The organism is Micromonospora sp. HNM0581 (assembly GCF_012726175.1).
In the GTDB taxonomy this organism is placed as follows: Bacteria; Actinomycetota; Actinomycetes; order Mycobacteriales; family Micromonosporaceae; genus Micromonospora.
In genome coordinates, this window is the sequence record NZ_JAASAD010000003.1 from 284,897 (window position 1) to 302,623 (window position 17,727).

The window sequence follows — 17,727 nt, forward strand, 5'->3', positions numbered from 1 at the left end:
CCTGGTCGGCCTACGCGGTCGCGGTCAGCGCTTCGGTCACCTCGTCGTCGGAGACCTCGTGGAAATCGTCGTAGTACGCCCCGACAGCGGTGAAGGCAGGCGGTCGCTGGGCACAGATCACCTGGTCGGCCTCGGCGGCTAGCATCTCGTACGCCTCCTGGGCACCGACCGGTACGGCGACCACCACCCGACGGGCACCGAGACGGCGGGCCACCTGCACAGCGGCCCGGGCGGTCGCCCCGGTCGCCAGCCCGTCGTCAACGATGACGGCGGTGCAGCCGGCCAAGCTGAGGGCCGGACGCCCGGCCCGGTAGAGCTGTTCGCGCCGATCCAGTTCCGCCTGTTCCCGACGCTGCACGTCGGTGATGTCGTCGTGGCTGAGCTGGCCGGCGACCATGTCGTTTACCACGCGGACGCCAGCCGGACCGAGCGCGCCGAAGGCGACCTCGGGAGCCCACGGCATGCCGAGCTTGCGGACCACCAGCACGTCGAGTGGTGCGCCGAGGCGTTCGGCGACGACCCGGGCAACCGGCACGCCACCGCGTACCAGGCCCAACACGACGACGTCCGGTTCACCGATCAGGGCGGTGAGGCGGTCGGCGAGCGTCCGGCCTGCCTCGGTGCGGTCGCGGTAGCTGGTCATGTCCTCAGGTCTACGCCCTGCGGGCTGTCTTCGGTGGCTGGTTGGCGGATCCCGGCGATGTCGAGTGCGGCTGCCCAGGCGAGAAACGCCACCGGATAAAGCAGATACCCGAACCGTGTGCTGGGCATCAGCAGGATCGCCGCGAGCAGCCCGTACCCGCAGACGAGCGACGCCGTGCGGGCCGTGCGCGGCGGGCGGCGGACGAGCCGGACAGCGATCCCCACTGCGGCGGCGACCAGCAATGCCGCAGCCACGCCCCGACCCGCCGGCAGGGCATCCGCGATCAGGCGACCCGGGAAGGGGGACTGCGCCGGGCTGGAGACCAGGCCGAGCCCGAGGGGGAAACGCAACACGTTCTCCGCCAGGGCGGTCCGATCCACCACCAGGCTGGGCAGCAGCGCGGCGGCAGGTAGGCCGAGTGCACCGACGGCGACCCGTAGCCCAGCCCGTCGGCGGACACCCCAGATGACCAGGACGGCGGCGACCGGCCAGGCGAAGAGTTTGAGCGCACCGGCGAACCCGACCGCGAGACCCGCCGAGCCGGGGCGTCCGGTGGCGGCGAGCGCGAGGGCGAGCAGACAGAGGGCGAGTACGGGCAGGTCGTCGCCGCCGGTGGCAAGGGTCAGCGCGCAGATCGGCAGGACAGTGGCTGCCTGTACTCCGCGTAGCACGGCGGCCTGGTTCCCGGCCGTCTCGGCTGCACTGTCGGATCGGCATAGGGCGCGGACGGCGAGCAGGAGAGCGAGGGTGGTGCCGATGGCGAACCAGACCCTGGCGTCGCTCCACCACGCGTCGGTGGCTACGCGGGGCAGGCCGAACAGTGCCATCGCCGGTTGGTAGGGCGTGTAGCCGAGCAGCTGCTCGTCGGGCGGCAGCGCGGCGATGGCGTCCGGTCCCAGGTAGGGGGTGCCGGTCTCTGCCAGCCGCTGCCCGGATTCCTCGACGACGAGCACCTCCTCCTGCGCCCGGTCGGTGCGTCCCGCCGCGCGCTGGACGCTCTGCCACACCAGCGGCAGCAGGGCTACGGCGGCCCAGTTCAGGACGGTTACCAGCCAACGTGCGGGCAGCCCGGCCAGCGGTGATCCGGGCCGGTACCGCCGCAGCAGGAGTTGGCCGAGCGCCATGATCGCCGCGCCGAGGTAGCCGAGCACGGCGAGACCGCCCCAGGCCCGGTGTGGCGGGAGGGTGGAGGTGGCCGCGGTGACGGCGGCGAAGGCGGCAGAAGCAGCGTAGAGGCCGAGGTCGAGTGCGAGACCTCCGGCGGCGGTGTCGATCCGGCGCCACCACCACCCGGGACGGCGGCGGGTCGGGGTGGTGGTGCTCACCCGGGCAAGTCTGTCAGGCGGGCTGGTGGCGGCCCCGGCCGGCCTGTCGCCGCCCGTGCGGTAGCCGAACCACCGCCCCGGCGTCGTGCAGGGCGACCGCCAGGCAGCCGCTCCGGCCACCGGTACCCCGCTGGAGGGTGGAGAGCAATGTCCCGGCCGCTAGTGGGCGGGCGAAAAGATGACCCTGGCCGGCGGTACAGCCCAGTTCCCACAGCACGTGTCGCTGCGCCTCCCGTTCCACCCCCTCGGCGACCACGGTGAGATCGAGGCTGCGACCGAGATCGAGGGTGGAGCGGATGATCGCGGCGGCCTCGGCGGATGACTCCATGGCGGTGACGAAGCTCCGGTCGATCTTCAGCTGGTGCACCGCGACTCGGGAGAGCAGCGAGAGCGAGGAGTAGCCGGTGCCGAAATCGTCCAGGGCGAGTCGGACGCCGGCTTCACGCAACCGGGTGAGGACCTTGTCGACCACGTCGAACTGGCTGAGGGTGAGGGTTTCGGTCAGTTCCAGGATCAGCCGATCAGGCGCCAGGTCGTGGGCGCGCAGCCGGGCCAGGACCGAGTCGGGGAACCGGGAATCGAGCAGGCTGCGGGGAGAGACGTTCACCGTCACGGGTACGTCGAAGCCTGCGTCGCCAAAGGTGCCAGCGGCGATCAGGGCCTGGTCGAGGATCGCTTCGGCGAAGGCGGGCAGCAGGCCCGAGCGCTCCACGGTCTCCAGGAAACGCAGCGGGTCGATCATGCCGTGGGTGGGGTGGTGCCACCGGGCCAAGGCTTCGGCGGCGATGACCTCACCGGTGCCGAGGTCGACGATCGGCTGGAACCTGACGGTGAATTCGTGGTCGGCCACGGCCCGGGTCAGGTCTCCGCCGAGCGTGAGGCGACCCAGGTCGGCGGTGTCCCGGGCGGAGGCGTAGCTGGCCAGCCGTTGACCTGCCCGCTTGGCCTGGTACATGGCGACGTCCGCGCGGCGAAGCAGTTCGACCATGCCGCCGCCGACGCCAGCGACGGCGATGCCACCGCTCGCCTCCACGTTGATCCGCATGTCGTCGATGTCGAAGGGTTCATGCAGTGCCGCCAGCAGTGCCTCGGCTCGATGCGCGGCCACCGCGGGGGCGGGCAGGGCGCGTAGGAGTACGGCGAACTCGTCGCCGCCGAGCCGGGCGACCAGGTCCTCAGCGTGGGCGGCGGCGCGTAGCCGTTCGGCTACGGCGGACAGCATCCGGTCGCCTGCGGTGTGGCCGAGGGTGTCGTTCACCTCCTTGAAGTGGTTCAGGTCGACCAGCACCAGCGCGGTCACTCCGTCAGCGTGCCGTTGGGCCAGGTGGTCGTTGCCTGCGTCGAGCAGGTGGCGCCGGTTCGGCAGGCCGGTGAGCGCGTCGTGCGTCGCGTCGTGCGCGTGTGCCTGGGCCACCCGGGCGAGTTCGGCGTACGCCTGGGCGTTGCGGATGGCGGTACAGAGCGCGGAGGCGAAGGTGTGCAGTGTGTAGTGCTCGCGCTCGGACAGGTTCACTGGCCCGCGGAAACGCAGCCGCAGCACGCCCACGTCGACGATTTTGTCGTGCCCTTCCAGGCGGACGGGGATGACTGCACCCTGGATGACGGTGGGTTCGTCGGTGGATCCGTCGTAGCTGACTCCGTCGGGACCACCGCGTACCACCCGGTCGTCGTCGCGTAGCTCGACCTCCACCTCGTCGGCGGAGAAGAGTTCCGCGGCCCGGGTGACCGCGGTGGTGAGGACCTCATCCAACTCGACCACGTTGAGTGCGTCGGTGGTCTGGGCGAGACGCTGCCACACCTGCTGCTCGGTGCGGGAGCGGATCCTCGCCGAGTAGAGCAGGTGGAGGCTGAGCACCGACGGGGGCACCGCTAGGAGGAGCCGCACGTCGATGTTGATGAGTAGCACCGTGCTGATGATGACGACGAGGCGGGCGATGGCCGCGCTGATACGCATCCCCCAGTCCTCGCGGAACAGAGCACGCAGAGAGGTGCCGGTCGCCAGGGAGATGACCGGCAGGGTGACAATTTCGTCGAGCAGCACGGCAACGAGGTAGGCCACCGCGAGGGGGATCGCGGTAGCCGTGAAACCTGATCCGGTAGCGGACCATTCGAACATTTCGAGTATCAGGCCTGCGGCGGTGGCCACGAGCATGTTCTTGCCGATGCCGAACGCCTTCTTGATCGGCGAAATGCCGGCCACGGTGGTGGCGATCGCCATGCCGAAGCCGGTGGCGAGGACGACCACGGAGGCGGGTGACACCGCGAGCCCGATCACGATCGCCGTCTCGGTCCAGGCGATGTCGTGGTTGGTGGAGCGGATGCGAACCCTGACCTTGACGACGTAACCGACCGCGACGAGGGAGATCAGGGTGGCCCAGGTGACGGTTGCCGTGATCGCGTCGTAGCTGGGCAGGTGAGCGACGGAGACCGCACCGGCGAACCCAGCCAGAACGACGACGAGACCGACGAGCAGCAGGAGCCGCTGTTCGGTCCCGGTCTGTCGGGCCTGCAGAGCCAAGCATCATCCCCATTCGTCACCGGGGCGTTGCGCTCCGCAAGCGTACTCGCCGCGCCCCTGGCCGCGGCAGGAGGATCAGCTCCATTCGTGCGAGTTCATCTCGACCTCCAGCTGAATCTGACTGCTTCGTTCTGCCAGACACTAGGGGCGCTTAAGGTCGTTTAACTATAATTCATGTCTTTATGCGCATAATAGGCCAATATGGAGAGGTGGAATCACGTTCCGTCTCACCCTCTTGACTGACTGTTCAATAGCGGGCGAGACTTCCCCTGCCCGTACCTGGAATGTTGGTCGATCGAGTGTGTCCGGGAGTGTCATTCGTCCACGCCGCTTCGGTCGAGCCGAGCAGCGGCCGAGTGCAACATACCGGGTGGCGATGGCGCTGAGCTGCGCACAGTGATCTCTTGAATGCGGTCGGGCATATCTACGATGCCTCCGGGCGCATCGGCGCAGTGCAATGTCGGATGGGACAGAACGACTGTCGTACGACGGGGATAGGCTCGCGACCGTGACCGAACCAGCCCAACTCACCCACGTCGACACCGCTGGCGCGGCACGCATGGTCGACGTTTCCGCCAAACAGGTCACCGGTCGTGCGGCGACAGCCGCCGGTCGGCTGCGTACCACCCGGCAGGTCATCGATCTGCTTCGTGGTGAGGGGTTACCCAAGGGCGATGCCCTGGCGGTCGGGCGGCTGGCCGGGATCATGGGCGCCAAACGCACTCCCGACCTGATCCCGCTGTGCCATCCGATCGCCCTGCACGGCGTCACCGTCGAGCTGGTGCTGACCGACGACACGATCGAGATCACCGCCACCGCCCGCACCGCCGACCGCACCGGGGTGGAGATGGAGGCGCTGACCGCCGTCGCGGTCGCCGGGCTGGCACTGGTCGACATGGTCAAGGCCGTCGATCCAGCGGCCAGCATCGACGCGGTTCGGGTGCTGCGCAAGGAGGGCGGCAAGACCGGTCCGTGGGAACGACCCGAGGACCGCACGTGATCCGCGCCCGGGTGGTGGTTGCCTCCAACCGTGCCGCCGCCGGTGTCTACCCCGACACCAGCGGACCGCTCCTCGTCACCGGCCTGCGGAAGCTGGGCTGCACGGTCGACGAGCCGCTGATCGTGCCGGACGGCGATCCGGTCGGTCAGGCGGTCTCGGCGGCTGTGGCGGCCGGCGTCGACGTGGTGCTCACCAGCGGTGGCACCGGGGTCACCCCCACCGACCGTACGCCCGAGGTGACCCGGGTCCTCCTCGACTACGAGATCCCCGGCATCGCCGAGGCGATCCGCGCGTACAGCCGCGACAAGGTGCCCACCGCCGCGCTGTCCCGCGGGTTGTCGGGTGTGGCTGGCCGCACGCTCGTGGTCAACCTTCCCGGTTCGACCGGCGGGGCGCGGGACGGCCTCGCAGTGCTGGGACCGATCCTGGCCCACACCGTCGATCAGTTGCGCGGTGGCGACCACCGGACGGCCGGTTAGGCTCGGCCGGTGAGAACGGAAACCGCCTCCACCGACGAGATCTCCGCGTCGCCGCCGGCCCCCTGGGCGCACGCCCGATCCCTCGTGTACGCGGCCGGCCTGGCCGCCGTGCTGCCCGCCGTCGAGCTGCCACTCGCCGAGACCGACGGGCACACCCTCGCCGAACCGCTCACCCCGCGAACCGACCTGCCGGCGTTCCCGACGTCGAGTGTGGATGGCTGGGCGGTGCGTGGCACCGGCCCGTGGCGGGTCGTCGGGCGTGTCCTGGCAGGTGGTGCACCCGCCCCGTTGACCGAGGACGGGACGACGGTCGAGATCGCCACCGGGGCGATGGTGCCGGCGGGCGCCTCGGCGGTGCTCCGGGTGGAGGAGTCGACGCGTACCCCGGAAGGGTTCGTCGACGGCGTGCCACGTTCCTCACCGCAGTGGCGGCAGCCCGGTGAGGAGGCCACCGTCGGTGAGGAGCTGCTGCCGGCCGGGACACCTGTCGACCCTGCGGTGATCGGCCTGGCCGCCTCCTGTGGTCTCGACACCCTGCGGGTACGCCGGCAGCCCCGGACCGCGCTGCTGGTCTTCGGTGACGAGCTGCTCACGGCAGGCCCGCCGGGTGCCGGGCAGGTCCGGGACGCGCTGGGCCCGGCGGTGCCGGGTTGGCTACGCCGGTACGGCTGCCGTGTCGACTCGGACGACGTGGTGGGTCCGGTCGCCGACACGCTACCCGCACACGTGGCCGCGATGCGCGCAGCTCTGGAAGTTGCCGATCTGGTCTGCACCACCGGTGGCACCATGCACGGTCCGGTTGATCACCTGCATCCGGCGCTCGCGGAGCTGGGCGCGGAATACGTGGTGAACACGGTCGCGGTGCGTCCGGGCTTCCCGATGCTGCTGGCCCGGCTGGTCGGTGCCGACGGGCGGGTCCGGTTCGTGGCCGGATTGCCCGGCAATCCGCAGTCCGCAGTCATCGCGCTGGTGTCACTTGTCGTCCCGCTCCTCGCGGGGCTCGCCGGTCGGTCGTTGCCGACCCTTCCGCACGCCGTCCTCACCGGGCCAGTCGCCGGTCGAGGCGACCACACCCACCTGGCGTTGGTGCGGCTCGATCGGGTCGCCGGGACAGCCCACCCGGTCCGGCACGTCGGTTCGGCCATGTTGCGTGGGCTCGCCGCCGCCGACGGGTTCGCGGTGATCGACCCCGGCGGCACCGGTTCGGTGGGTGACCGGGTTCCGGTCGTGCCGCTGCCGCTGCTTCCCGGGGAGCGGGCATGGTGACCGTCATCAGCACCGTCACCGGCCGGCCACTTGACCTCGCCGCCCACGAGGTGGCGGTCGCCGATCCTCGGGCCGGTGCGGTGGTGTCGTTCGCCGGGGTGGTGCGCGATCACGACCACGGGCGATCGGTGGCCAGCCTGGAGTACGAAAGCCACCCGAACGCCGAGAAGGTGCTGCGGGAGGTCGCCGCCGAGATCGCCGCCGACCCTGACGTCTACGCCGTGGCGGTCTCGCACCGGATCGGCCCCCTGACCATCGGGGACGTGGCCCTGGCGGCGGCGGTCAGCACCGCGCACCGGGCTGCCGCGTTCGCCGCCTGTGCACGGCTGGTGGACGAGGCGAAGGCCCGGCTGCCGATCTGGAAGCGGCAGGTCTTCACCGACGGCACCGAAGAGTGGGTCAACTGCCCCTGAGCGGTTCGACTACCGCCGTCCGTACAGCATCGAAATGCGTACCGACCGGTCGGTGTGGAAGGCGGGTTCCGCTCCGGGTCGCCAGGGCAGTGCGGCGACGAGCAGGATCAGCGCCAGCGCCAACGAGTTTTCCATGAGAGCACCGAACAAGCCGTCCTGATAGTGGGATACCTCCGGCAGTTGGTGCTCGTACGGCCAGATCGGGGAGATCAGGAAGAGCAGGTAGAGCCCCACGGCGGCGATGCCGTGGCGGAACCCGGTCAACGTCGGGTACCAGATCGGTGGGCGGAGACTGGAGACTCCCGGCGGCCCTCCGTACGACGCGGGCGTGGACCGTACCGCCAGGCCCCGGCTGGCATCGTGTCGACGGATGGCGGCGTCGGCCAGAACGATGATCGCCGGGATCACCCAGACTAGGTGGTGCGTCCAGGAGATCGGGCTGATAACGTTCGCGGTCAGGCCGACAAGCGTGAAGGCGGTCAGTTCGTCGCCGTCGGAGTGGGCGTTCGACGCCCGGGACAGGCCGAGTGCCAGCATCAGCACGGAGAAGGCCAGCCAGAGCAGGCCGGGGGTCTCGATCGAGTCGTAGAGCCGGGCCAGCAGGCCAGCCAGGGACTGGTTGGGCGTCATGTCGGCGGCGCCCACCCGTTCGGTCTGCCACAGCACGCTGCCGAAGTAGTCGCGCGACTCCGCGCCGACGATGCCGAAGCTGCCGATGGTCACGGCGACGGTGGTGCCGATGGCAGTCCAGGCGACCCGCCACTGTCGAGTGATCATCAGATAGAAGATGAACAGGGCCGGGGTCAGCTTGACAGCGGTGGCCAGGCCGATGCCCACGCCGGCCCAGGCGCCGCCGTAGACGAACCGCAGCAGCGGGCCGTCGTCCTCGGCCTGGTGGGTGCCCCGGCGAGACCGCCAGCGCAGTGCGATCAGGTCAGCCAGGATCAGGGCGAACAGCAGCAGGTTGACCTGCCCGAATCCGATGGTTTCCCGGGTCGGTTCGATTGCGACGGCCAGCGGCGTGGCGATGGCCACCGTGTACCACAGTGGCCAGCCCAGCCGGTCCACGATCGGGCGGAGCAGTGCGGCCAGCACCACGGCGAGTGCGGCGATGCTGACCGCGGCGTTGACCAGACCGGCCAGGGTGACGGGCAGATGTGCCATCGGCAGCATGGCCAGCCCGGCGAAGGGAGGGTAGGTGAAACCCAGGGTCGTGTCGGGCGCGACGAACTCGTACAGCTCGTGACCGCTCGCCCACCAGACCACCGCGCCGTGGTAGATCTTCATGTCGAAGAAGTTGTACGGACGCCCGAAAGCACCGATGGCAAGCCATGCGGCGTAGGCGACGGCGGCGACGATGCCCGCCCGTACGACTGTCCTACGATCGATCCCACGCGTTGCGCGACGGACTGTGGCGAGGCGGTCCAGCCCTCTACCGACGATCGTCGGCATGGCGTGGCCACCCCCGTACCAAGGTTGTCCTACCCGTCCAGGTCCGGTACGGAGCCTAGAACGGCGCCTCACGTCAGTGCCTCCCGCGTTATGCGACCGTGTCCGATCCCACACATTGTCTTGATATTTCTACCGCGTTTACGCCTACCGGGCGGTTCGGGTAATTCGCGGCCTTAGCCGGGGTGGGGGTGGTTGGATCGCAGCTCAGCGGGGGCGAGGTGGACGCGTAGCGCTCAGCCCGGGAGTCGTCGAGCGGTGGCGGCGGACCGCATGGCGATCCGAGCCTCCCGGCGGGCGGTCCGGACAGCGCGGCGCACCGACCGTCGCGAGTGGCCGATCCGGTGACTGGCTCGCCAGTGTAGGCCAGGTTTGCCTTCCGTGTCCGCTGCGGCGAGCAACAGCCCACCGAAGAGACCGAGGTTCTTCAGGAAGTGGATCTGGTTGCTCTGCTTCGCCGCCGGGTCGTCGTTGCGCCAGAAGGGATGCCCGGCGAGGGTGACCGGGATCAGCGTGCCGGCCAGTACCAGGGCTGCCGGCCGGCTGAACCGCCCGGTGGCCAGCATCAGACCGGCACCCAGCTGCACGGCCGAGTTGGCGCGGATCAGGGTTTCGGTGTCCGTGGGAATTCGCGGGTGCGTCCGCTCCAACAGTGGTGTCACCCGGTCGGTGACCGGCTTCGCGGTGGGGGTCAGGCGGCCGGGGTCGGCGAAGTTGCGGGCGCCGCTGACGACGAAGATGCCGCTCAACATGGCGCGGGCGAGGGATCGTACAGGCGTCATAGAACAGTCATACCCTGTCCGGGACGTTACCAAGCCCCGCTACGGGGTAACTCGATCGGTCGAGTCCGTCGGGTCACGGCACGCCAGGCCGGAGAACCATCGCGGTTGGAAGGCCGTCCGAGGTACCCTACGCCGCGTGACGACCCTGCGGCTGCGACCCGAGGAGCCGGCTGATACCGGCGCGATCCGCCGGGTGCTGGCCGCAGCCTTCGCCCGGCCTGACGTCGCCGTCCCGCCGGAGGTACGCCTCGTCGACGAGCTGCGCAGCAGTGACGCGTGGCTGCCCGAGTTGGCGATGGTCGCCGAGTACGGCGGGGAAATAGTCGGATGTGCCCTGCTCACCAGGGTGCTGGTCCACTCGGGATCGGCCAGCACACCAGCGCTCGCGATGGGCCCGGTCGCCGTGGCACCGCACCGGCAGCGGATCGGGCTCGGCACGTCGGTGGTGCAGGCCGCCCTGGAAGCGGCGACCGAACTCGGTGAGCGGCTGGTGGTGGTGCTCGGCGACCCGGCCTACTACCGGCGCTTCGGCTTCAGCCGTGCGGACCAGTTGGGCCTGACCAGTCCCTGGTCGGGCCTTGGTGAGCCGTGGCAGGCGTTGATCCTGCCGCCGGCGACCAGCGGCGAGCCGTCACCTCTTCGGGGCGAGGTCATCTTCCCGCCGCCGTGGTCGAAGGTCTGACCTCTTTCCTCTCACCGGCAGCGATGTGGCGGGCAGCCAGGGGGTTGGCTAGCATCGAGCATCTTTCGGCTACCCGCACCCCGAATCCGGAGGCTCCGACCCGATGGCCCGTGTCCTGCTGCGCTCTGCCAAGGACCCCTTCACCCCGGTCAGCCCGGAGCATTCCCTCGCGTTGTACAAGCATGGGATATTCGGGCGAAATGTGGGGAACCTTGTCTTCACCGAGTCGGTGCACAAGCTGATCAGCGTGCCGAGGAACGAAATCGTTTCGAATTCCTTCCTGAGCGAACGTCCCGGCGTCGACCAGGCGTACGTCGACCGGATCAACGAGCAGTTCGACATGTTCGTGGTGCCGCTGGCCAATGCCTTCCGGCTGAGCTTCCTGGACAACCTCAAGCGGCTCACCTGGGTGATCGAGCGGCTGCGTATCCCGGTTGTGGTGATCGGCGTCGGCGTCGCTGGCGGCTCGGGAAGCCTCGACAACCCGTTCCCGCCACCGACCGACGAGCTGCGGGCAGCGGTGAGTCGGTTCGTGCGCGCGGTGCTCGACAAGTCGGCGACAATTGGCGTACGCGGTGAGTTCACCCACGCCTACCTCGCCGAGTTGGGCTTCGGTGACGACGTGGTCGATGTCGTGGGCTGTCCGTCGCTGTTCCGCGATGGCCCGGATCTGCAGATCACCAAGCGGGCGGCTGAGATCACGCCGGAAAGCCGCTTCACCATCAACATCTCGCCGTACGTGCAGCTGATGGACGAGGTCGCGACCCGGCACGCGAGACGCTACCCGAACATGATCTACGTACCGCAGGGTGACGAGGTACTCGAGCTGCTCCTGTGGGGGACTCAACCGGAAACTGTACGACCGGGACTGCCGCACCACACCGGCCACCAGCTCTACCGGGAGGACCGCATCCGGTTCTTCGTCGACACCTGGACCTGGATGCGCTACCTCGCCGAGCGGGACTTCTCCTTCGGCACCCGGATCCACGGCAACATCGCGGCGCTGGCTGCCGGCACGCCCGCCTACGTGCTGGCACACGACAGCCGGACCTTGGAGCTGGCCCGGTACCACGAAATCCCGCACAGCCTGCTACCCGACCTGACCCCGGAGGTCGACGCCGCAGGTCTCTACGCTCAGGCCGACTACAGCGCCTTCAACGCCGGGCAGGCGCAGCGCTGGGACCGCTTTGCCAGCTTCCTGGAGCGCAACGGTATCGAGCACATCTTCCAGCCGGGGAAGGCCAACCCCGATTACGACAAGCGGCTGGATGCCGTGGGACTGCCGCCGGCGGTGACCACGTTGATGACCACCGAGCCCGAAGCCAGGGCGCGGATCACCGCCCGGGTGGCGGAGTTGTACTCCCTGGGCGGCCTCCGCGCGCTACGCAGGGCGCACAAGCCCCAGTACCCGTTTCCGCACACTGTCGCGCTGCCGGAGCGTCTGGTGCCCGGGGAGCGGCGGCCCGCGTCGGCCGTCGTGCGGCGTCTGCCGGTACCTATGCAATCCGCGCTGCGGCAGAGCCGCGCGCTCGCCCGTCGATTCCGCCGCCAGCCCTGAGCGGATCTGGCGTGCCGACCTGAGAGCGCGACCGGGTCGCGGGGGCGACTTCAGTAGCGGACCGGTATGCATCCGTGAACTGTCGACCGGTGCGCGGTGGCGCAAGAGCGGCAACAACGTGGCGCGGCTTCGTCGAGCTGACGAAGGAGCCACCCGGCGCTCGCCGTGGGAAGCTGCCTCAGGCGGGTTGGGTACGCAGGTAGCGGCCGAAGTGCGGGACGGTGAAGGCGACCGTGCCGCGCTCCCCGGAGTAGATCAGCCCCTTCTTGATCAACGCATCCCGGGCCGGCGAGAGGCTGGCCGGTTTACGGCCGAGGGCTCGGGCGATCTCCGAGGTCGGCACCGCCGCGTCCATGTCGTCCCGGCCGCCGCCGTCGTTCTCCCCTTCGACGAGCGAGAGCGTCGCCATCGCGCGCATGTACTCCCGCTCGGCGGGAGTGGCCCGCTCGAAGCGGGAGCCGAAGAAGCCGACGGCCAGCTCTCCTTCGGCCTCAGGTGCGGCGACGCGTACGTCGGCCGGGGTGATCGGTGACCGGGGCGCATGGTCCCAGGTAGCCTTCCCGTACGCCTGCACAAAGTAGGGATACCCGCCGGACTTCTCGTAGAGCAGGTCGAGGGCCTTCGCCTCGTACTCGACGTCCTCCCGCTCGGCCGGCGCGCAGAGCGCGTGATCGGCGGCGAGCCGGTCGAGGCGGTCGATGCGTTGGTAGCGGAACAACCGTTCGGAGTACGACTTCGCCGCACTCAGCACCGCCGGCAGGTGCGGCAGGCCGGCACCGACCACGATCAGGGGCGCGCCGAGCTGCGACAGCTCGTGGCAGGCGGCGCAGAGCGCGGAGACGTCCTCCGGCCCGAGGTCCTGCATCTCGTCGATGAAGATGGCGACGCCGGTGCCGACGTCACTGGCGACGGAGGCGGCGTCGGTGAGCAGCTCCACCAGGTCGATCTCGATGTCCCCGGAGTCGGCCCGCCCGCTGGCCGCCGGTACGTCGATGCCCGGCTGCCAACGGTCGCGCAGTTTCGGAGCGGCCCCACCCCGGCCGGTCGGAGCGCCCCGGTCGGCGAAAGCCTTGAGGACCCCGAGGAAGGCGTCGATCCGCTCCGGTGCCCGGTGTCTCGGAGCCAACTCACGGACTGCCATGTGCAGCGCGGCGGCGATCGGTCGGCGCAGCGACTGATCCGGCCGTGCTTCGATCTTGCCGCTGCCCCAGAGTCGGTTGATCGCCTGGGAGCGCAACGTGTTCAGCAGGACGGTCTTGCCGACGCCACGAAGCCCGGTGAGCATCAGGCTGCGTTCCGGTCTGCCCCGTGCGATGCGTTCCAGCACGATGTCGAAGACGTCCAGCTCCCGCCCCCGCCCGGCGAGCTCGGGCGGACGCTGACCGGCGCCGGGCGCGTACGGGTTGCGGACCGGATCCACGCATCGCAGAGTATCGGGCCCTCTAGGAGAGAGGCTAGACATGGATAGACGGCGCTACCGGCGTGTTGCCCTCGACCGAAAACTAGTGCCGTCTAGCCTGCAAGCTAGACGGCACTAGTTTTGGCGATCGTTCGTCAGTCCCGCTGCCTCAGGCAGAGGACGAAGTCGAGCGAGTCCAACTCGCTGTCGTAGAAATACCAGTTGGTGTAGCCGTCGACCGCCGCACACTTCTCCTCAGCATCCCGCTCACCGCTGGTCTTACCGTCGAAACGACGCAGAACCTCGTACGACGACGGTGCACACTCACTCAGCAGCAGCCTGGGCTCGCCACCGGCTGCCGCGTCGTTTCGTACGCACTCCCCAGCCTGCACGAAGCGGGGATCCGCGGCGGCTGGATCATCGGGTCCGATCTCCTCGTCCCGCGCATCCGGCTCGGCGGCGGCCTCTGTCGGCGCGGCCACCGGAGTGGATGTCCCACCGTCCCGTCCGACCAACCCGCCGCCCCGCCCGACCAGATAGAACGCGGTCGCACCGCCCAGCGCCAACACGACAGTCGCGGTCAGGACCACAAGCAGCCGACCGCGCCCCCGCTGCGGTGGCGGTACCGGTGTGCCGGCGTACCCGGTCTCCGGATCGTGCCAGGCGGACCGCGTCCAGGACTCCTGGGCAGAAGCACCACCAGGAAACCCGTCACCGTAGGGCCGACCGGACTCGTGGATCCGGCCCGGATCATGCGACGGCGGCGCACCGGAGGACCGACCATGGCCGTACCACTGGTCGGGCTGAGGCTGGTGCCACGGCTGCGGGCCCGGTGGTCCGTAGTTCGCCATGCAAGCCCTCCCGAGCCGTCGGTTGAAGCCGTGAGTGGTCGTCCACCAACGACCCGCAACGTCACCGTAGTGCGTAGAGGAGATCCCCGGTGCCACAAGTCGTCCGGCCGGTCGGCACCCGACCGGCCGGACCTCAGATGAGACGCAGCTGGCGATCCTTGGGCCGCCGGGGGCTCTCGCTGTCGCCGAGGCGTTCGAAAAGACCCGGGTCCACCACGTCGAGGAACGGCGACGGCCGGCAGTCCCGCTCCGACCCGTGCCGTACCCGGCGCCCGGCGTGGCTGACATAGAGCCGGTCCTGGGCACGGGTCAACCCGACGAAGAAGAGGCGCCGCTCCTCGGCCACCGCCGCATCGTCGGGCGTGGTGCCGGGCCAGCGCAGCGGTAACAACCCATCCTCAGCACCGACCAGGAAGACCACCGGAAACTCCAGCCCCTTCGCGGCGTGCAGGGTCAACAGGGTGACTGCCTCGGCACGCGGGTCGAGTGCGTCCACCTCCGCCCCGGTCGAGAGCTGCGACAGGAACATCTCCAAGTTGTCACCGCACCGACGGGCCAGCGGCGTCAACAGGTCGACGGCGGTCCGGACATCCTCCGGGCGTACCCCGCCGGACCCGTCCAGGGTCGGGGCGGCGAACCGCTCCGCGAGCACCTGACCGGCGAGGCGTACCCGGGCGGGAAGGGCACCGTCGACGCCCGTGGCATGCCGCAGTTCGTGAGCGATCGCGGCGACTCCGGGGCGGTCCCGTAACCGGTCGTGTGAGCGCTTCTGCACCGGGATGTTGGCGCGAGTCAGGGCATCCACGATCGGCGCGGCCTGAGAGTCGGTGCGGTACAGCACCGCGATGTCCGAGAAGGACAGGGCCGTCGCCCGACCGTCGATCCGGCCCGAGTCCAACGATCGGTGGGACAGGCCGCCGACCAGTTCGTCCACGGTACGTACCACAAAGTCGGCCTCGTCGGCGGGGGACGCGGCAGCGTACCGGCCGACCATCGGGGCCTCCGGGTCGAGCCGGGCCGGATCCAACCGGCGGCCACGTACGAGCGACGACGGCGCGATGGCCTGCACCGCTGCGGCCAGGATCGGTGCCGAGGACCGGTAGTTGCGGTTCAGCCGCACCAGCCGGGCATCGGTGAAGTCCTGCGAGAAACGCAGAAAGTACCCGACGTCGGCGCCACGGAACGAGTAGATCGCCTGGTCCGGGTCACCGATCGCACAAAGGTTCCCGTCGGGCGGACTGAGCAGGCGCAGCAGCTCGTACTGCACCGCGTCGACGTCCTGGTACTCGTCAACGAAGATCCACCGCCACCGCTGCCGGTACCCCTCGACCAGTCGCCGGTCCTCGCGTAGCAACGCCACCGGCAGAGTGAGCAGCTCGTCCAGCTCCACCATGCCCTGCTTGCGTAGCAGCGCCATGTACCGGGCCGGATCGTCCCCGGCCTCGTTCCGGGCGGTCGCCCGGTCCGCGTCGTCGGCGATCCGGAAACCCTCCGGTAGCCCGGCTGCCTCGGCGTTCTCGCGCAGGATGGTCAGTCCGAGCGAGTGGAAGGTACCGACCGTGACCGCCTCGGCCACCGGCCCGAGCAGTCCGTCGAGGCGGTTTCGCAGCTCCTCCGCTGCCCGCCGAGTGAACGTGATGGCCAGACACTGCTCGGGAAAAACGTTCAGCTCGGCGCAGAGGTACGCGATGCGGTGGGTGAGCGTACGCGTCTTGCCGGTACCCGGACCGGCGACGATCAGCAGCGGGCCCCCGGGGGCCGAGGCGGCCACCCGCTGCATCGCGTCGAGCCGGTCGAGCAGGCCGGTGCCGACCTCCTCCATGCCGGCGAGCATCGGCTCGAACGGCTCGTGCGGAGAGGGTGCCGGCGCGATCGGCGGTGCCGGGGCGGCCGGCTTGCGCTTCGGCTCGGGTTTCGCCGAGGGGCGCTTCGCCCCGGCCGTCGGACTCGTCGCGGCGCTCATCTTCGCAGTGGACTCAGGTGCGCGTCGCGGAGCGGGCACCGGTACGTCGAACAGTGTCTCCTGCCCAGCTGACACGCCGGCAGGGCCGCCCAGCTCGGTCGGGTCGAACAGAGTGATCACGCCGTACTCGCCGTCGTAGCCCGGCACGCGGCGCACCTCACCGCGACGGAGCCGACCGATGCCCTCGGCGAGCAACCCGCCGCCGGCCCGGCCGATGTCGTCGAGCGGAACGCGGGTCAGGATCTCCAGCTCGGGGCCGAGCGCGGCAACCAGATCGGTCAGTTTTGCCTCGACCCGCTTGGAGCGTGGACCGACCCTGTTCAGCTCGCCGAGAATCTCGGCGAGCTGGATCAGGTGGGTCACCTCGGGTGCGTGCCCCGGCCGGTAGCCTTCAGGTCGGTCGGCCAGATCCTCGACCCGACTGAGGACGCCCACCGTCAGTGGCTTGCCGCACTCCGGGCACCGTCCGCCGGCCTCCCGGGTCTGCTCCGGTGCCCAGTTGACCCCGCACAGCCGGTGGCCGTCCGCGTGGTACTTGCCCTCCTCCGGGAAGAACTCGATCGTGCCTGCCAGCCCGGCACCGGTGCGCAGCGCCTCCCGGATCCCGAAATAGTCCCGGGACGAGGCGAAGACCGTGGCCTCCCGGGCGAGCGCGGGTGGCGAGTGCGCGTCCGAGTTGGAGACCAGCCGGTAGCCGTCCAGGCTACCGACCCGCCAGTTCATCTCCGGGTCGGAGGAGAGCCCGGTCTCCACCGCGAAGATGTGACCGGCCAGATCGGCGTAGCAGTCGGCGATCGCGTCGAAGCCGGACTTGGAGCCCAGGGCCGAGAACCACGGGGTCCAGATGTGCGCCGGTACGAGATAGCCGTCGGCGCTCGCCTCCAGCGTGATCTCCAGCAGATCCCGCGAGTCCAAACCGAGGATGGGCCGACCGTCGGAGCCGAGGTTGCCGATCCGGCCGAGCGCCGCGTTGAACCGACCGACCGCGTCCAGGTCCGGTAGGTAGATCAGATGGTGGACCTTACGTGTCCGGTCGTCCCGCTTGTAGATCGTGGAAATCTCCACGCTGAGCATGAACCGGACCGGATCGCTCTCGGCCTGGCTCGCCAACCGGGGTGGCAGTCGACGGGAGATGTCCCGTTCCGCTTCCGGTGACAGCCGGTACAGACCCGGTTCGGCCGGGTGCAGGGTCTCGCGCAGGTGGTCGTACCAGGCGGGGTGGGTGAAGTCGCCGGTGCCGAGGACCGCGATGCCCTTACGCCGCGCCCACCAGCCGAGGTTCGGCAGGGTCAGGTCGCGGCTACAGGCCCGCGAATATTTCGAGTGGATGTGCAGGTCCGCGACGAAAGGCGGAAGGCCACCGGAGGGTACGGGGCTGAACGGGGGCACGCCGCATCCT

14 protein-coding genes are annotated in these 17,727 nt (G+C 69.8%); 6 read left to right on the forward strand and 8 right to left on the reverse strand.

Translation table 11 applies throughout. The annotated features are described in order from the left end of the window. Nucleotides 1-10: 10 nt before the first annotated feature. From HCA58_RS06695 to HCA58_RS06705, 3 genes are read right to left on the reverse strand one after another with little or no spacing between them, the layout of a single operon-like run. Nucleotides 11-643 carry a phosphoribosyltransferase family protein gene (locus HCA58_RS06695; RefSeq protein ID WP_169596867.1) on the reverse strand — a complete coding sequence of 211 codons (633 nt, stop codon included), beginning with the start codon at nucleotides 641-643 and terminating at the stop codon, nucleotides 11-13. After that, nucleotides 640-1,968 carry a glycosyltransferase 87 family protein gene (locus HCA58_RS06700; RefSeq protein ID WP_169596868.1) on the reverse strand — a complete coding sequence of 443 codons (1,329 nt, stop codon included), beginning with the start codon at nucleotides 1,966-1,968 and terminating at the stop codon, nucleotides 640-642. Before HCA58_RS06700 ends, HCA58_RS06695 begins: the two co-directional genes overlap by 4 nt. A gap of 13 nt (nucleotides 1,969-1,981) precedes the next feature. Then, on the reverse strand, nucleotides 1,982-4,486 hold the full coding sequence (locus tag HCA58_RS06705; RefSeq protein WP_169596869.1) for a bifunctional diguanylate cyclase/phosphodiesterase: 2,505 nt from the start codon (nucleotides 4,484-4,486) through the stop codon (nucleotides 1,982-1,984). A 508-nt stretch (nucleotides 4,487-4,994) separates the two neighbouring features. Between HCA58_RS06705 and moaC the strand changes: the two genes are divergently transcribed. Genes moaC through HCA58_RS06725 form a run of 4 tightly spaced genes read left to right on the forward strand, consistent with a single transcriptional unit; the run spans nucleotide 4,995 to nucleotide 7,644 of the window. Next, complete coding sequence (moaC, locus tag HCA58_RS06710) at nucleotides 4,995-5,486, forward strand: cyclic pyranopterin monophosphate synthase MoaC (RefSeq protein ID WP_169596870.1); 492 nt, start codon at nucleotides 4,995-4,997, stop codon at nucleotides 5,484-5,486. Beyond that, a complete protein-coding gene (locus tag HCA58_RS06715) occupies nucleotides 5,483-5,965 on the forward strand; it encodes a molybdenum cofactor synthesis domain-containing protein (RefSeq protein WP_169596871.1) in 483 nt (160 codons plus the stop codon). Before moaC ends, HCA58_RS06715 begins: the two co-directional genes overlap by 4 nt. A 39-nt stretch (nucleotides 5,966-6,004) precedes the next feature. Continuing rightward, a complete protein-coding gene (locus HCA58_RS06720) occupies nucleotides 6,005-7,231 on the forward strand; it encodes a molybdopterin molybdotransferase MoeA (protein WP_346775898.1) in 1,227 nt (408 codons plus the stop codon). Then, the gene (locus HCA58_RS06725) at nucleotides 7,225-7,644 is read left to right on the forward strand and encodes a molybdenum cofactor biosynthesis protein MoaE (RefSeq protein WP_169596873.1); all 420 of its coding nucleotides are present in this window, start codon (nucleotides 7,225-7,227) and stop codon (nucleotides 7,642-7,644) included. Before HCA58_RS06720 ends, HCA58_RS06725 begins: the two co-directional genes overlap by 7 nt. A gap of 9 nt (nucleotides 7,645-7,653) precedes the next feature. Here the strand turns inward: HCA58_RS06725 and HCA58_RS06730 are convergent, their stop codons facing one another. Further along, the gene (locus tag HCA58_RS06730; protein ID WP_169596874.1) at nucleotides 7,654-9,096 is read right to left on the reverse strand and encodes a glycosyltransferase 87 family protein; all 1,443 of its coding nucleotides are present in this window, start codon (nucleotides 9,094-9,096) and stop codon (nucleotides 7,654-7,656) included. A gap of 233 nt (nucleotides 9,097-9,329) precedes the next feature. Next, on the reverse strand, nucleotides 9,330-9,875 hold the full coding sequence (locus HCA58_RS06735) for a DoxX family protein (protein ID WP_169596875.1): 546 nt from the start codon (nucleotides 9,873-9,875) through the stop codon (nucleotides 9,330-9,332). 136 nt (nucleotides 9,876-10,011) lie between these two features. Here HCA58_RS06735 and HCA58_RS06740 point away from each other — a divergent pair, with 136 nt between their 5' ends. Both HCA58_RS06740 and HCA58_RS06745 read left to right on the forward strand, forming a co-directional pair. Next, nucleotides 10,012-10,557, forward strand: a complete 546-nt coding sequence (locus HCA58_RS06740) for an N-acetyltransferase (RefSeq protein ID WP_169596876.1) — start codon at nucleotides 10,012-10,014, stop codon at nucleotides 10,555-10,557. A 103-nt stretch (nucleotides 10,558-10,660) separates the two neighbouring features. Further along, nucleotides 10,661-12,115, forward strand: coding sequence for a polysaccharide pyruvyl transferase family protein (locus HCA58_RS06745; protein ID WP_169596877.1), 1,455 nt, complete (start codon nucleotides 10,661-10,663; stop codon nucleotides 12,113-12,115). Between the two features lie 178 nt (nucleotides 12,116-12,293). Here HCA58_RS06745 and HCA58_RS06750 read toward each other — a convergent pair whose 3' ends face one another. The 3 genes from HCA58_RS06750 to HCA58_RS06760 form a co-directional block, all read right to left on the reverse strand. Beyond that, nucleotides 12,294-13,535, reverse strand: a complete 1,242-nt coding sequence (locus tag HCA58_RS06750; RefSeq protein ID WP_169596878.1) for an ATP-binding protein — start codon at nucleotides 13,533-13,535, stop codon at nucleotides 12,294-12,296. Nucleotides 13,536-13,669: 134 nt separating this feature from the next. Then, on the reverse strand, nucleotides 13,670-14,365 hold the full coding sequence (locus tag HCA58_RS06755; RefSeq protein WP_169596879.1) for a hypothetical protein: 696 nt from the start codon (nucleotides 14,363-14,365) through the stop codon (nucleotides 13,670-13,672). Between the two features lie 133 nt (nucleotides 14,366-14,498). Further along, nucleotides 14,499-17,717 (reverse strand): UvrD-helicase domain-containing protein, encoded by a 3,219-nt coding sequence (locus HCA58_RS06760; RefSeq protein ID WP_169596880.1) that lies wholly within the window; start codon nucleotides 17,715-17,717, stop codon nucleotides 14,499-14,501. Between the last annotated feature and the right edge of the window lie 10 nt (nucleotides 17,718-17,727).

Coding starts and splice junctions, on each gene's coding strand:
- HCA58_RS06730 (WP_169596874.1), bottom strand. CDS start 9,096: ATGCCGACGATCGTCGGTAGAGGGCTGGACCGCCTCGCCACAGTCCGT.
- HCA58_RS06695 (WP_169596867.1), bottom strand. CDS start 643: ATGACCAGCTACCGCGACCGCACCGAGGCAGGCCGGACGCTCGCCGAC.
- HCA58_RS06725 (WP_169596873.1), top strand. CDS start 7,225: ATGGTGACCGTCATCAGCACCGTCACCGGCCGGCCACTTGACCTCGCC.
- HCA58_RS06755 (WP_169596879.1), bottom strand. CDS start 14,365: ATGGCGAACTACGGACCACCGGGCCCGCAGCCGTGGCACCAGCCTCAG.
- HCA58_RS06745 (WP_169596877.1), top strand. CDS start 10,661: ATGGCCCGTGTCCTGCTGCGCTCTGCCAAGGACCCCTTCACCCCGGTC.
- HCA58_RS06735 (WP_169596875.1), bottom strand. CDS start 9,875: ATGACGCCTGTACGATCCCTCGCCCGCGCCATGTTGAGCGGCATCTTC.